Raw genomic sequence first — 12848 nt, 5'->3', positions numbered from 1 at the left:
TGGTGGTGGTGGGCAGCCGGGGCCGGGGCGGGTTCACCGGGATGCTGCTCGGCTCGACCAGCCAGGCATTGATCCAGCATGCCTGGTGCCCAGTGCTCGTGATACGACCGGAGCGCAAGCAGTGACCATGCCCGCCGCTGCGGCGGCGACACTCGGCGACGCCGAACTGGCGCAGATCGACGCACAGTGGCGTGCGGCGAACTATCTGGCCGCCGGTCAGATCTATCTGATGGCCAATCCGTTACTGCGGGAGCCGTTGCGGCCCGGGCAGATCAAGCCGCGCCTGCTGGGACACTGGGGCACCAGCCCCGGCCTGACTTTCGTCTACGCCCACCTGAACCGCGCGATCCTGGAACACGGCCTCGACGCGATGATCGTGACCGGTCCCGGGCACGGTGGTCCGGCATTGCTGGCGAGCACCTGGCTGGAAGGCAGCTATTCGCAGCTGTGGCCCGAGGTCTCGCGGGACGAGGAGGGAATGGGCAGGCTGTTCCGGCAGTTCTCCTTCCCCGGAGGGGTACCGAGCCACGTGTCCCCGCACGTGCCAGGGTCGATCCACGAGGGCGGTGAACTCGGCTACTCGCTGGCGCACGCGTGCGGTGCCGCGTTCGACAACCCCGGTCTGGTGGTCGCATGCGTCATCGGGGACGGTGAGGCCGAGACCGGGCCGCTGGCGACGAGCTGGCAGGCGAGCCGGTTCCTCGACCCGCGCCGCGACGGCGCGGTGCTGCCGATCCTGCACCTCAACGGGTACAAGATCGCCAATCCGACGGTCCTGTCGCGGATTCCGCCGTCCGAGCTGGACTCGTTGCTGCGCGGGGCCGGCTGGGCCCCGAGCTACGTCGAGGGCGACGAACCCGCGCCGATGCACCAGGCCATGGCCGCCGCGCTGGACGCCGTCGTAGCCGACCTGGCCGCGTTGCGGCGCCACCGGGGAGGACGGCCGTGGCCGATGATCGTGTTGCGCTCGCCGAAGGGCTGGACCGGTCCGGCCACAGTGGACGGCGCGCAGGTGGAGGGCACGTGGCGGGCACACCAGGTGCCGCTGGCCCGGGTCCGGGAGGATCCGGAGCACCTGCGGCAGCTTGAGTCCTGGCTGCGGTCGTACCGGCCGGATGAGCTCTTCGACGACCGGGGCCGCCCCACCGCGCCGGTCACCGCGTTGATCCCGCGCGGTGACCGCCGGATGGGCATGAGTCCGCACGCGAACGGCGGGGTCCTGGTGCGCCCGCTCGCGCTGCCGGTTGTCGCCGAGCACGTCGTGGAAGTCCCGGAGCCGGGAGCGGTCACCACGGAACCGACCCGGGTATTGGGCCGGTTCCTGAGGGAGGTGTTCCGGCGCAACGCGGAGCAGGCGAACTTCCGGCTGTTCGGGCCGGACGAGACCGCGTCCAATCGGCTCGACGCGGTGTACGAGGTGACCGGGAAGGCCTGGCAGCTGCCACCCGGCCCGGCGGGAGATCACCTGGCATCCGACGGCCGGGTGATGGAAGTCCTTTCGGAACACCTGTGCCAGGGCTGGCTAGAGGGGTACCTGCTCAGTGGCCGTCATGGGCTTTTCTCCTGTTACGAGGCGTTCGCGCACATCGTGGACTCCATGGTCAACCAGCACATCAAGTGGCTGCGAGTACACCGCGAGATTCCGTGGCGCCGTCCGGTCGCGTCGCTGAACTACCTGCTGACCTCTCATGTGTGGCGCCAGGATCACAACGGCTTCTCCCACCAGGACCCGGGTTTCGTCGACCACGTGGCCAACAAGGCCCCCGAGGTCGTGCGGGTGTACCTCCCGCCGGACACGAACACGCTGCTGGAGGTGGCGGCGCACTGCTTGCGTAGCCGGGACTATGTCAATGTCGTGGTGGTGGGCAAGGATCCGGCACCGAATTGGCTGGACGCGGGGGAAGCGGCGTTGCACTGCGCGCAGGGCGTCGGCATCTGGGAGTGGGCGAGTACCCACCCGGGCCGGGAACCGGACGTCGTTCTCGCCTGCGCGGGCGACGCACCCACCCTCGAAGTGCTCGCAGCCGCGTCCATTCTGCGGGCGAGCCTGCCCGAGCTGGCCGTGCGAGTGGTGAACGTGGTCGATCTGATGCGGTTGCAGCCCGCGGGAGAGCATCCGCACGGCCTGGGCGACCGGGAGTTCGACGCGGTGTTCACCCCGGACCGTCCGGTGATCTTCGCCTATCACGGCTATCCGTGGCTGATCCACCGCCTGGCCTACCGCCGGACCAACCACGCCGGGTTCCATGTGAGGGGCTATGTCGAGCGCGGCACCACGACCACACCGTTCGACATGCTGGTACTCAACCGCATGGATCGCTTCCAGCTCGTGGTGGACGTGATCGACCGGGTGCCCGGTCTGCTCGCCACCGCGGGCCCGCTGCGGCAGCGGATGACCCGCACGCGGGAACGCCACCGGAGCTGGATCACCGAGCACGGCGAGGACCTGCCCGAGGTCCGGGAATGGCGATGGCCCAGGCGGTAGCCGGGCGGCGCGATGAGTAGTGGGGTGGCGGTGATCGTGACGATCGCCATCACCCCGTCTTCGACTTCACGAACGGTTTCCACGATTCGGCGAATTCGGTGGCCGCTCTGGTCGCGACCAGAGCGGCTCGTCCCGGGCAGGCACTGGCGCTCGCCGCGGTCTGCCACGTCGCGGGTCCGGTACTCGCCGGGACGACGGTGGCCGACACGGTCGGCGGAGTGGTGCCGCTGCCGCGGCCGGACGTGCCTCCCGCGGGAGCCGCGGTTGGTGTGCGGCGTGGAATGGCCTTGGCGAGGACGGCGAGTCGGCCGGAGTCGCTACCGCAGGGTGTACCCCGCGGAAAGGGTGCACGGAGGCGAAGGTCATTTGTCCGGAACTCTGTCGCAGCTGAGCTTGCGGGAGACGATGCGTGATCTGCAGTCCTGATCGGCACCCGCGACAAGATGGACGGCCTGCTCACGGTCGCGGCCACCAGACCGGGACTGTTCACCGGTGTGCCCGCGCGGCTTGAGGAGACTTCATCGGCGGGCTGCGGGTGCCGGTTGGCGTGCCGCTTCCGGAGTGATGATCACCACCGGACAGCGTGAGTACCGCACGCACTCCCGCGAAACGCTGCCCAGCAGCAGTTCCCGCGCCGGCCCGGTGCCGCGCGCGCCGACCACGAGGAGGTCGGCGTCAGTGGCCGCGGTGACCAGTTCGGTGGCCGGGTCTCCTCGTGATGTGGTGACGGTGACTTCCGGCGCATCGGGGTATTCCTGCCGGATGCTCGAGACGTGGTCGCGCGGCAGCGGCTCGGTACTCGGCTGGCGTCCATGAGGTTGGAGCGCGAATGATGTCCCCGGCAGCAATCCTTCGGCGGGCCGGACCACGACGGCGTGCACACGGTCCCCAGGCTGCGCAGCCACGCCGAGGGCCCACCGCAGCGCCGCATCGCCGTGTGGTGAACCGTCGACACCGACGATGATGAAGCGACCGGGGGAGTTCATGAAGCGCCCCTTTCCTCGGCTTCCGGACGATCGTGCGGCAGAGCGTGCGCGCGCGGATAGGGCCGGAGGTCATCGGCGGACTCGGGAATGGTGACGGTGTGGGTGGTGACTTTCGGCCTTCTCGATCCTGCGGAGTACTTCGGAGCCGCCGGTCGTCCTCCGTCGACGCACGACACGGGCCGTGGCGCCGGGGAATGGCCGAGGTGGGCACTGGTGAACCCGGTGCGCGCGATCACCTGTTCGCTGATCCTCACCGTGATCCTGACTGCCACTGTCCACATCAGACACAGTGCGGAGCCCGCGGGCAACCGATGCGATCGAATGGCGCCGGGATGGTGGTCCTTCGAAGTCGTGACGGCCGGCTGGTACAGCGCGCGGCCACCCGAGGCGATGCTGCGAGCAGCATCCACGGACTCCCACGGAGATCGCGATGAACGTTCCCGTTCCCTCGGCCATCGACCGGGCTCTTGCCGCCGCGGTGCGTGCTCCGTCTCCGCGGAACACCCAGCCGTGGCGGTTCGCCGTGGACGGGCCGCGGATCGAGGTGCGGCTCGACCCGGACCGGATCCTCCCGGGCGCGGATTCGGCCGGGTGGGAGGCCCGTCTGGCCTGTGGCGCCGCGGTCTGCCACCTGGTGCTCACCTTGCGAGTGAATGGTGTGCGGACTCGCCTGCGGATCCTGCCGGACCGGTCCGAGCGCAACCTGCTGGCTGTGCTCACGCTCGAAGGAGGAATTCAGGCATCCACAGTGGACCGAAGCTCTTCGGCGCGGTGTTCCGGCGGCACACCGACCGGTGTTCGCTGCTCGATCGGCCGGTTTCCGCCGCTGCTCAGGAGAAATCGCGGTTCGCGGCCCGGACGGAGGGCGGGCAGCTCGAGTTCTTGGACACTTCGAGCCGATATCCCCGGGTCACGGAACTCCTCCGGCGCGCGGAATTCGCGCAGGCCAGCGATCCGGCCTTCCCCGCGGAGACCGAGAGGTGGGCGGGACCGGAGCCGGGCCTCGCCGATGATGTGCCCACGACGGTTTCCGTACCTGAGGGTGACGCGCCGGGTGTCCTTTCCCCTCGCTCCTCGCGCGAGAGCCAAGCGACGGCACCGCGGGAAGCCGGGCAGGGCCCTGTCCTGACCTGCGATCGCGGTGCGCCCGCCGAGGTCCGGGCGGGGATGGCCCTGCAACGCGTCCTGCTGACCGCGACCGCCGACGGCCTGGCGGCCTCGGTCCTCTCCCAGCCGTTCGAAACGCCCGGCACACGTAGGCAACTGCTGGCACTGTTCCACGGCCTCGGACAAGTGCACGCGCTCTTGCGGATCGGCTACGGGCTGCCGGTGCGCACGACCGCGGACAGGCCGGTCACTGAGGCGGCAATGGTGCGGGCGGAGCCGGACCCGCCGGTCCGCCGACTGTCCGATCAGGACAGTCCGGCCGCCGGGAGAACGCGGAGGACGTCCTGATACGTGACCATGCCGACGAGGGTTCGGCCCTCTACTACCGGCAGCGCGCGAACTCTCGCTTCGGCCATGTGGTTGGCGAGATCGGCCACGTCGAGATCCGCCTGCGCAGCCAGGTCGGGTGCCCGCATGACGGAGGCCACGACGCGATTGCGGCCGAGCAGCACCTCGGCGTCGGGATCTGCCTGATCCGGGAATCCGGCACGGATCAGATCCTCCTCGCTGAGCAGCCCCAGCAGGTTGCCCCGGCTGTCGACGACCGGCACCGTGGTGAAGCCGTGCCGGGTCATGAGCCGTGATGCCTCGGCGAACGATGCCGTGGCAGTCACCGCGATGACCGGTGTGGTCATGATGTCGCGCGTCTGCATTGTGGGTCTCCTTTCCTCGGGAGTCGCTTCGACGATCACCTCATCTGCCGCGGTGAGCCAAGGGTCTTTGGTCCCCGCTGTCATCCCCGCCAACCGGGTCCGGCGACCTTGCTGTATCGGGCAGAACGCCTCTTCGCGGCCGGCGCCGGGCAGATTCATTCTGAGGAGGATGAAGGGGCTGGAACCACGGAGGTGGGAGACATGGGCCCGTCTGCGAACCGCCTATGGCGGTGGTGGCGTCTGCTCGTTCCCCGGCGTAGGTCTGTGGCCCGGTCATCGGACCGCGTTCAAGCCGCGCTGCTGCTGGTGTCCGTCTTGATCGGCCTCGCGGCGATCCCGTTCTGCGCTGCCGCGGGTTCCGAGCTGTACGCCAGGCAGAAGCAGGTGTCGGTCCACCAGCTCGCGGATCGCAGTCCGGCTACCGCGACTCTGCTGGCCGACGGACCGCCGGTCACCTTCGGCGGGCGCAGCGGAGTCCTTGCCGGCTCGGCGCCCACGGAGGCGACCTGGCGGGCACCGGATGGCAGCCGCCGGGTGGGGATGGTGACTGCCGAAAGTGGTACCCATCGCGGGGATCAAGTCCCGACCTGGATCGACCGCTCGGGCCAGGTGGTCGCACCACCGTTGACAGGGCCGGGTGTGCTGGCCGACGCGGTGTGTGCGGGGCTGAGTCTCTGGGTCGCGTCATGCTCGGTGCTGGCGCTGCTGTGTGCTGCCGTCGTGTTCGGGCTGAACCGGCGTCGCTGGGCGGAATGGCAGCGAGAGTGGGACGACTACCAGGCAAAGCGTATGCGTTCCTGACACGGGCAGGTCGTGGGAGGTCGCCGGGCTAGGCCCGCAGTGCTTCCGGGTTCACACCCAGCTGCTGGGCCACCCGCGCGATCGCGCCCTTCCCGCGGCCGAGCTCCCGCTCCAGCTCACGCACCATCGCCATCGCGCGCTCCTTCAACTCCACCGGGTACTTGCTTGGTCGTGCCATGCCGTAGATCCTTCCCAGATCCAACGGCCTCCAAGATCACCGGGGTGGTCCACCTTGAGTCTGAATTGGACGGTCACGTGTCCCGTTTCTTGGCCTGCCGTTGTGTTGGAGATCATGCCGCCTGCTAGTGCCGCGAATGGCGGATCAGCAATCCTGGAATGCCTGTTTGTGTGTCGCGGTGGCGGTGTGGTTATTCGGGGTGGTGGCGGACCGGGCCGACGCGGATGTCGGGTGGTCGGCGCGGACGGGTCGGATGCACGCGCACCGGGATCGACGTGGACCCCGGTTCCGGCGGTGGCGCGGCTACCGGATGCTGGCGGTCGTAGGTGGCGCGGTGGTGCGGGTTGCGCAGCAGGGCGTAGGCGGCCAGGACCTTGGCCAGGCGGGCGGGATCGGCGGGTTCGTCCAGGGCATCGGGGTGCAGTGCGCGGACCAGGGCTCGGTAGGCGGCGGCGATCTCGGCGGGCGTGGCGGCGCGGGCGATGCCGAGTATCTGGTACGGGTCGCGCGGCGGCGGGGAAGGCGATGGCGGCATGAGTCAGCGTCCCTCGTCACGTTCGGTGTTGCCGGCTGATCCGGACTCACGATGATCCGGTGGGGGCAGGGTGTTGAGGTGGCTGAGCGCGGTGTGGATCTCGCGGGCGGCGCGCTGCCCTTTTTCGAGGGCGTGGCGCAGGGCGGCCAGCTCCCGGCAGGCGTGCGCGACGTGCTGGGCCGGGTTGGTGTCGTCGTCGGTGTGCAGCCGGTAGCGCTGCGGGTAGCTGCCGACGTGGGGTGCCAGCGTGGCGGCCAGTTCGCCGAGCGCGCCGAGGAGGTGGATCAGCTGCCAGGTCCCGGCGCGCACGGCGCCGGGAAGGGGTGGCCGGTCGGATTCCCCGCGCTCGCGCACGGCCTGATAGACGGCGCGGGTGGCTTTGTCCAGCGCTGCGGTGATCGTGCTCGCCGTGGATGGCGACGATGGTGGGCGGGTATCGCTCATCACCAACACCTCACGTGGCGGTCGGGGCCACAGTTGATCGTCGAGGCGGTCGTCCGGCGCGGCGCTGGTCGGCGGGGTCGGCTTCGATGACGTCGATCGGCTCGGTGACCGGCTCCACGACGAGGTCGAACTCGTCGTCCGGGGAATCGAGATCGGGCTGGGCGGGGCGCAGTTGGTCGGCCACGTCGTTCCAAGGCTTGTCCAGGCTCATCACGATCCTCCCTTTGTGGGCTTGGTGCCTGCGGGGTGGGGACGGAGGTCGTCGAGTGCGGGGGCGAGCAACAGGGCGCCGGTGGTCAGGCACCCGTGCAGCGCGCGCAGGTCCGCGAGGACCTCGGTGCTGGTCTCGGGGTCGTGCCGGTCGGTGAGGGTTGTGGTGTGGTCCATCACCGCGGTCACCAGGTCCGCGAGGGCGGTCGTGACCTCGTGGGTTCCGATGATGGCGGCGGCGATGTCGACCGCGTCGGGTGCGTCGGTGCGCAGGGCGGTCACGGTGTGGGCGAGCAGGCGTCGAGCATCGCCGAGCGTGGTGATCAGCCCGCCGTTGGCCGACGTGGCCCCATCGTGGGGATGGGTCTTGTCGAGCATCGGTTCCTCCCTCCACTCCGCGCTGTCCCTGTCGTCGGTCCGCTGGGGGGCGCGACGGTGCTGAGCACTGGCGGTGGTCAGCACCGGTTGCGGCCTGGCCCCGGAGAACCAGTGTGGTCTCCGGGGCCGATGCGCGCTGGACGTGCTCAGGCGTTGATCTGCTTGGTGTCGCTGCTGGCGCTGATGGCGATCTTGCGGGGCTTGGCGCGCTCGGCGACCGGGACCCGCAGGGTCAGCACCCCGGCTTCGTAGTTGGCCTGGATGTGCTCGGCGTCCAGGGCCTCGCCGAGGAACAGTTGCCGGCTGAACACCCCGCGGGGCCGTTCGGCGACCTGGTACTCGGCGCCCTCCGCGGCCGGGCCGGGACGCTCGGCCTTGACGGTCAGCACGTTCTGCTCGACGTCCAGGTCGATGGAGTCCGGGTGCACACCGGGCAGGTCGAAGGCGACCACGTACTCGTCGCCGGCGCGGTAGGCGTCCATCGGCATCGCCGCCGGGCGGGTCAGCGTCCCGTTGGCGCCGAAGAACTGCTGGGTCAGCCGGTCGAGCTCACGGAACGGGTCGGTTCGCATCAACATTTGCAGAGTCTCCTTCCACACCATCTGGTTCGGGATCGGCGGTTCCACCCGCCTCTCGTTCTTTACAACGGTCCACTCAAGTTTCCTGTTCCCGGCAATACAAGATTTTCGGTTTCTGCTGCGTGAGGTCTTACCTGAACAATCCAATGCCCGCCGCAGCGCGCGGGCTGTGGCGGGCGGATCGGACTCAACTGTCGAGGAAGCGGAAGACGCGACTCATCCCGGAGGGCCTGCGACGGGCGATCGGTGTGCGAGTCGTGCCGGGACGTATCGCCTGGATTGCGTCACGAGACGCCGGGCCGGCGTTTCTTCGCGTGTGCCTGCCGGCGAGCACCTCGGCTGATTGTCCACAGTGGACTCATTCACACCTATACGCCGTGCCCTCCCGTCATCACCTCCTTGCCGGCCACCAGATTTTCTCCGATCGTGTTCCTTCGACGGCCTCCGCGCGGCTCTCGCACGGCACCGCACGGGGTGGCGGAGGAGACCGCTCCCGAGCCCCCACCTGGCGGACCGTGCGGGCGAGGTCACCTCGTCCCGCCCACGCAGGTGAACCGAACCTGCCACCGGCATAGCCGGGGCGAGGGCGGTGATCCCGCGCGGGACGCGATGGACGGCGTGGGGGTACCTCGGGCAGCTCACCAGCGGCACCGAAGTTGGCGGCGATGATCGCGTCGAACTCCGTGCGCACCCATGCTGGGTCGGCGCAAATCAGTTCGGCGAAGCCGTGCTGCCTGGTCTCCGACAGGCTCCCGCGTTCGGTTCCCGCAGGGTGGGGAACGCTCATGCCGTCCATCTCGATCACTCCCAGGGTCACCGTCACCAGGTTCCTGACCGATACTTTTCTTATAGCGCTGACTGTAGATTGTGTCAAGCGTGCGCTGAAGATAATCTGGAGGAGCTGGGCCACTCGCGGTGGCCTCCCGGCAACGAGGAGGAGTGCCTCGCCTGTGGCGGTGAACAACCTCGACAACCTCGATGATCTGGACTACCCGGCGTTCACCACCGGGCAGGCCGCGGACCTGCTCGGCGTGCGGCAGGCGTTCCTGCGCAGCCTGGACACCGCCAACCTGCTGCGCCCCCAACGCTCCGAAGGCGGACACCGCCGCTACAGCCGCCGCCAACTCCACCTCGCCGCCCGCATCCGCACCCTGTTCGACGAAGGCCACAGCCTGGCCGCGACCGCCCGGATCATCGGGCTGGAAGACGACCTCGCCGCCGCGCACGACCAGATCGCCGAACTGCGCGGCCAACTCGGCACCAACACTGAGCAACAACACTGAGCAACAACACTGAACAGTGATCACCGGGCACGACGCGTTCCGGTGACCCGTCGGTGCCCGCTCCGTCAGCCGTTACGACCCGTCGAGACTCGGCTCGCGCCCGGCCCAGTCCGCGAGCCGGCGGATGACATCGGTGCTCACCGCCGCGCTGGGATCCCGGCGCGCGTCGGAGGACGTGCCGGTGAGCACGGCGCGCAACCAGGTGGCGACGGTTTCGGGCGCGGCCAGCACGTCGCCACTCAATGACGCGGTGATCAGCAGGTCCTCCCCGCAGCCGGTTTCCATCGCGACCGCCCAGCCGCGCTCGGCGGTCCAGATCAGCGCCGCGTCCCGGTCTGGATGGTTCGGCAGCCTCTGGTCCAGTGCGATGTAGGCGCTGGGCGCATCGGCCCACTCGCACCAGGCCGCTTCCGCTCCGGCGCCCACCGCGGCGGCGATCCGGGCGGTGTAGCGGCGTAAGCCGTGTTCGGCCAGCTCGGGCGGAACCTCGTTGTCCCCTCCTCGTCCGTCAGCGTGTTCGACGAACGGCATCGGGATCACCGCACATTCCCGGTCGACCGGACCGCCAGGATCTTCCGCTCCTGCGGGGTAGGTGGCCGGGTGTGACAGGCGGGCGGTGTGGTGCGGCTGTTCAGCAGCCAGAATCGTTGTCACTGATGTCCTCGGGTGGGGGTGGTCCGCGGGTAGCGGACGGTGCCTACGCGGCGGCTGCGGACCTCGCGGCGGACTGGGCAGCGGCGAATGGGAGGCTGATGTTCGTGCTGGACCGGCGTGTGCCGATCATTGTCGGTGCGCCGGCGAGTCGTCAGTGCTCTGTGCGCAGACTGCTGGCCGGGCAGACTGCTGGGTGGTCCCGGCTGTCTGTCGGGACCACCCAGCATCGACGATGCTGCCAGTACGGTTCGCCGTTTCATCGCGCCGTTGTGGCGCAGGCGGACCCGGGGGCGGCGGCCCGCGGTGTCGTGTTCATGGTGGCGAACGGCCTGACGGCACGTCCCGCGTTGTCCTCCTGTGATCACCGTCCTTTCCTGGCTGTTTCCGGAATTTCGGTCATGGGCAGTGGTCGCGGGGGCCGGCGACCGCCCCCGGCGCCCTACGACTCCGCCCATCCGCCCGCACCGGCGACGGATCGATCCTGCCCACGTCGTCCGCGACGGCGGTCGCCGTGGCCACCATCCGAAGGGCCGGCTCGGCGGGGTCGGTCTCGGCGGCGTGACCCGGTCCCAGTTCGCCTGCACGGCTCGCGTCGAACTCGGCGCGTAGCAGATCCTCGTCCGCGCACAGCTGGGCGAGGAACTCCTCCTGCGGGTCTGCCCACGCATCCGACACCCTGGCGATCACGGCAACCGGGCTAGGCGTTGATCTCCTTGCGGGCGGCCTGCCCGCCGCTGATCTCGATCTTGCGGGGCTTGGCCTGTTCGGCAATGGGGATCCGCAGCGTCAAGACACCCGCCTCGTAGGCGGCCTTGATCTGGCTGGTGTCCAAGGTGTCACCGAGGAACAACTGCCGGGAGAACACGCCCAAGGGCCGCTCGGACACCTGCATCTCCACCGACTCGTCGGTCACGGTGGGCCGACGCTCGGCCTTGACGGTCAGCACGTTGCGCTCGATGTTCAACTCGATCGCGTCCGGGTCGACGCCGGGCAGATCGAAGGCGACGACGAACTCGTCCCCGGCGCGGTAGGCGTCCAGCGGCATCGCCGTGGGACGCGACCAGGTTCCCGCGGCGTTGTTGAACACATGCTGGGTCAGTCGGTCGAACTCGCGGAACGGGTCAGTGCGCATCAACATGACGTTTCCTCCCTGTCGTGTCGGCTCTGGTGTCGACGCACACGACAGGTCTATCATGTCGTTGAGATGATGACAAGTGCCGATGTCGCCGAAAGGATGACATGCTGAATGATCGTGGCGGATACGCCGCCGTTGAGGCTCTCGCCCTGGTCCAGGGCGTGCTGGCCCGAGCTCGCGCGGGCGCGATGAGTTCCGCCGAGCTCGTGGCGGCACTCACGCTGCTGCGCGAATTGCGGGAAGAGTTGGCCGACTGGGAGCCAGAGCTGATCACCGCGGCCCGCCAGCAGAAGGTGAGCTGGGCTGCCCTGGCTCCCGCGCTCGGCGTCACCAGCCGCCAGGCCGCCGAACGCCGCTACCTGCGCCTGCGGCCATCCGACACCGGCGAGCGGACCGGCGAGGAACGGGTCCGCGCCCAGCGCGACAAACGCGCCGGTGACCGGGCGGTCGCCGCATGGGCTCGCGACAACGCCGCGGTCCTGCGCCAGCTGGCGGGGCAGGTCAGCTCCGTGCGGGGCCTGTCCCCGCACGCCCAGCACCACGTCGACCAGGTCAGTCAGGCCCTCGCCGAGGACGATCCGGCCAGCCTTCTGCCCCCGCTGACGGACACACACACCCACCTGAAGGCAACACACGCCAGCCTGGCCGCCCAAGTCCAGTCCCTCACCGACCAAGCGACGCAGATTCGCCACACCACCCACCTGATGCGGTCGAGCTCGCCCCCGGCAGCGGAGCACTAGACCAACAGCCCCGATCGTCGATCTCGCCGTCGCCAGGGACCTCAGCGAGGCTCGGTGGCGCTGGACCGGTGTCCGCGGGCCACGCGACATCGTCCTATGTGGACGGCGGCCGGCGAGTCGGGTGCGGGGTGGGGATGCCGAGTTCGGCGAGGATGCCGGCGACGGCGCGCTCCATGGTGTCATCGACTGGTGGCCACGCGAGCAACACAGTTGTAGCTGGTCACCGCCCAGCACAATGCTCTATCGAGACACGGCAACAAAGCAGAGAGAATACGGCGCAGCCAGCAGGAGTGGCTCCACGTGCGGAACGCGCCAGGGGTACGAGGTCGCGAGCTGACCGAGCTGGCCACCTGGCTCTATCCGGAATCACAACGGGCGCCCGGCGGTCACGTACTCGCCGGCCCTGGCTGGCTGCTTGATCAGCCAGTCCTCTTGGAGTCGGTGCGGCTGGCGTGGTCCGACGGGCAGCGGCCGACTCGCCCGCTGGGATCGTTGGAGCACGTCCTGCCGCTGATTGAGCGGGGCCAGCTGTACGCGGGTTACAGCCGAGCGGTGCGGGACCTCGTCCGACCACGGCTGCTGGAGAACCGGCTGAGCTACCGGCTACTTGGCCTGTAGTCC

18 protein-coding genes and 1 pseudogene are annotated in these 12848 nt (G+C 69.3%); 8 read left to right on the top strand and 11 right to left on the bottom strand.

Going from position 1 to position 12848, the window contains the following annotated elements:
* The 3 genes and pseudogenes from D5S19_RS14085 to D5S19_RS34145 all read left to right on the top strand — a co-directional run.
* A partial coding sequence (locus tag D5S19_RS14085) for a universal stress protein (RefSeq protein WP_147397395.1) occupies positions 1-125 on the top strand: 125 nt, incomplete at its 5' end.
* A 2-nt stretch (positions 126-127) separates the two neighbouring features.
* Positions 128-2485 carry a phosphoketolase family protein gene (locus D5S19_RS14080; RefSeq protein ID WP_120023790.1) on the top strand — a complete coding sequence of 786 codons (2358 nt, stop codon included), beginning with the start codon at positions 128-130 and terminating at the stop codon, positions 2483-2485.
* Positions 2486-2568: 83 nt separating this feature from the next.
* Positions 2569-2898, top strand: a pseudogene (locus D5S19_RS34145) (inorganic phosphate transporter); the annotation flags it as partial.
* Between the two features lie 105 nt (positions 2899-3003).
* On the opposite strand, the gene D5S19_RS14070 reads toward D5S19_RS34145, so the two are convergent.
* On the bottom strand, positions 3004-3471 hold the full coding sequence (locus D5S19_RS14070) for a universal stress protein (protein WP_120023789.1): 468 nt from the start codon (positions 3469-3471) through the stop codon (positions 3004-3006).
* A gap of 771 nt (positions 3472-4242) precedes the next feature.
* On the opposite strand from D5S19_RS14070, the gene D5S19_RS33140 reads away from it, so the two are divergent.
* Positions 4243-4926: a hypothetical protein gene (locus tag D5S19_RS33140; RefSeq protein WP_233573889.1), complete on the top strand. Its 684-nt coding sequence runs from the start codon at positions 4243-4245 to the stop codon at positions 4924-4926.
* Here the strand turns inward: D5S19_RS33140 and D5S19_RS14060 are convergent.
* Positions 4884-5291, bottom strand: a complete 408-nt coding sequence (locus D5S19_RS14060) for a CBS domain-containing protein (protein WP_120023788.1) — start codon at positions 5289-5291, stop codon at positions 4884-4886. The genes D5S19_RS33140 and D5S19_RS14060 overlap by 43 nt on opposite strands.
* Before the next feature lie 201 nt (positions 5292-5492).
* Between D5S19_RS14060 and D5S19_RS14055 the strand changes: the two genes are divergently transcribed.
* Positions 5493-6092: an Rv1733c family protein gene (locus tag D5S19_RS14055; protein WP_456061907.1), complete on the top strand. Its 600-nt coding sequence runs from the start codon at positions 5493-5495 to the stop codon at positions 6090-6092.
* A 28-nt stretch (positions 6093-6120) separates the two neighbouring features.
* Here D5S19_RS14055 and D5S19_RS31985 read toward each other — a convergent pair whose 3' ends face one another.
* From D5S19_RS31985 to D5S19_RS14030, 6 genes are all read right to left on the bottom strand, one after another.
* Positions 6121-6270 carry a hypothetical protein gene (locus D5S19_RS31985; protein WP_158605536.1) on the bottom strand — a complete coding sequence of 50 codons (150 nt, stop codon included), beginning with the start codon at positions 6268-6270 and terminating at the stop codon, positions 6121-6123.
* Between the two features lie 190 nt (positions 6271-6460).
* The gene (locus D5S19_RS14050) at positions 6461-6805 is read right to left on the bottom strand and encodes a DnaJ domain-containing protein (RefSeq protein WP_120023786.1); all 345 of its coding nucleotides are present in this window, start codon (positions 6803-6805) and stop codon (positions 6461-6463) included.
* 3 nt (positions 6806-6808) lie between these two features.
* The gene (locus tag D5S19_RS14045; protein ID WP_147397393.1) at positions 6809-7249 is read right to left on the bottom strand and encodes a hypothetical protein; all 441 of its coding nucleotides are present in this window, start codon (positions 7247-7249) and stop codon (positions 6809-6811) included.
* A gap of 10 nt (positions 7250-7259) precedes the next feature.
* Positions 7260-7460, bottom strand: coding sequence for a hypothetical protein (locus tag D5S19_RS14040; RefSeq protein ID WP_120023784.1), 201 nt, complete (start codon positions 7458-7460; stop codon positions 7260-7262).
* Positions 7460-7837, bottom strand: coding sequence for a hypothetical protein (locus D5S19_RS14035; RefSeq protein WP_120023783.1), 378 nt, complete (start codon positions 7835-7837; stop codon positions 7460-7462). The genes D5S19_RS14040 and D5S19_RS14035 overlap by 1 nt, the downstream gene beginning before the upstream one ends.
* Positions 7838-7983: 146 nt before the next feature.
* Positions 7984-8415, bottom strand: coding sequence for an Hsp20/alpha crystallin family protein (locus D5S19_RS14030; protein WP_120023798.1), 432 nt, complete (start codon positions 8413-8415; stop codon positions 7984-7986).
* A gap of 956 nt (positions 8416-9371) precedes the next feature.
* On the opposite strand from D5S19_RS14030, the gene D5S19_RS14025 reads away from it, so the two are divergent.
* Positions 9372-9698 carry a helix-turn-helix domain-containing protein gene (locus tag D5S19_RS14025; protein WP_407641748.1) on the top strand — a complete coding sequence of 109 codons (327 nt, stop codon included), beginning with the start codon at positions 9372-9374 and terminating at the stop codon, positions 9696-9698.
* A 72-nt stretch (positions 9699-9770) separates the two neighbouring features.
* Here the strand turns inward: D5S19_RS14025 and D5S19_RS14020 are convergent, their stop codons facing one another.
* The 3 genes from D5S19_RS14020 to D5S19_RS14010 all read right to left on the bottom strand — a co-directional run bounded on the left by D5S19_RS14020 (position 9771) and on the right by D5S19_RS14010 (position 11490).
* Positions 9771-10229, bottom strand: a complete 459-nt coding sequence (locus tag D5S19_RS14020) for a DUF6292 family protein (RefSeq protein WP_147397392.1) — start codon at positions 10227-10229, stop codon at positions 9771-9773.
* A 519-nt stretch (positions 10230-10748) separates the two neighbouring features.
* A complete protein-coding gene (locus D5S19_RS14015; protein WP_120023780.1) occupies positions 10749-11039 on the bottom strand; it encodes a hypothetical protein in 291 nt (96 codons plus the stop codon).
* Between the two features lie 10 nt (positions 11040-11049).
* Complete coding sequence (locus tag D5S19_RS14010; RefSeq protein ID WP_120023779.1) at positions 11050-11490, bottom strand: Hsp20/alpha crystallin family protein; 441 nt, start codon at positions 11488-11490, stop codon at positions 11050-11052.
* 101 nt (positions 11491-11591) lie between these two features.
* On the opposite strand from D5S19_RS14010, the gene D5S19_RS14005 reads away from it, so the two are divergent.
* Both D5S19_RS14005 and D5S19_RS33135 read left to right on the top strand, forming a co-directional pair.
* Positions 11592-12227, top strand: coding sequence for an HSP18 transcriptional regulator (locus D5S19_RS14005; RefSeq protein ID WP_120023778.1), 636 nt, complete (start codon positions 11592-11594; stop codon positions 12225-12227).
* A 300-nt stretch (positions 12228-12527) separates the two neighbouring features.
* On the top strand, positions 12528-12845 hold the full coding sequence (locus D5S19_RS33135) for a hypothetical protein (RefSeq protein ID WP_233573887.1): 318 nt from the start codon (positions 12528-12530) through the stop codon (positions 12843-12845).
* Positions 12846-12848: the final 3 nt, after the last annotated feature.

Source organism: Amycolatopsis panacis, from assembly GCF_003600245.1.
Lineage (GTDB): Bacteria > Actinomycetota > Actinomycetes > Mycobacteriales > Pseudonocardiaceae > Amycolatopsis > Amycolatopsis sulphurea.
The sequence above is the reverse complement of the archived record's forward strand: the minus strand, read 5'-3'. Positions and strand labels throughout refer to the sequence as shown.

Bases quoted from the DNA above. Each gene is read 5' to 3' on its own strand.
- D5S19_RS14005 (WP_120023778.1), top strand. From the start codon at position 11,592: ATGCTGAATGATCGTGGCGGATACGCCGCCGTTGAGGCTCTCGCCCTG.
- D5S19_RS14060 (WP_120023788.1), bottom strand. From the start codon at position 5,291: ATGCAGACGCGCGACATCATGACCACACCGGTCATCGCGGTGACTGCC.
- D5S19_RS14050 (WP_120023786.1), bottom strand. From the start codon at position 6,805: ATGCCGCCATCGCCTTCCCCGCCGCCGCGCGACCCGTACCAGATACTC.
- D5S19_RS14020 (WP_147397392.1), bottom strand. From the start codon at position 10,229: ATGCCGTTCGTCGAACACGCTGACGGACGAGGAGGGGACAACGAGGTT.
- D5S19_RS14040 (WP_120023784.1), bottom strand. From the start codon at position 7,460: ATGAGCCTGGACAAGCCTTGGAACGACGTGGCCGACCAACTGCGCCCC.
- D5S19_RS14080 (WP_120023790.1), top strand. From the start codon at position 128: ATGCCCGCCGCTGCGGCGGCGACACTCGGCGACGCCGAACTGGCGCAG.
- D5S19_RS31985 (WP_158605536.1), bottom strand. From the start codon at position 6,270: ATGGCACGACCAAGCAAGTACCCGGTGGAGTTGAAGGAGCGCGCGATG.
- D5S19_RS14035 (WP_120023783.1), bottom strand. From the start codon at position 7,837: ATGCTCGACAAGACCCATCCCCACGATGGGGCCACGTCGGCCAACGGC.
- D5S19_RS14030 (WP_120023798.1), bottom strand. From the start codon at position 8,415: ATGTTGATGCGAACCGACCCGTTCCGTGAGCTCGACCGGCTGACCCAG.
- D5S19_RS14045 (WP_147397393.1), bottom strand. From the start codon at position 7,249: ATGAGCGATACCCGCCCACCATCGTCGCCATCCACGGCGAGCACGATC.
- D5S19_RS14070 (WP_120023789.1), bottom strand. From the start codon at position 3,471: ATGAACTCCCCCGGTCGCTTCATCATCGTCGGTGTCGACGGTTCACCA.
- D5S19_RS14055 (WP_456061907.1), top strand. From the start codon at position 5,493: ATGGGCCCGTCTGCGAACCGCCTATGGCGGTGGTGGCGTCTGCTCGTT.
- D5S19_RS14010 (WP_120023779.1), bottom strand. From the start codon at position 11,490: ATGTTGATGCGCACTGACCCGTTCCGCGAGTTCGACCGACTGACCCAG.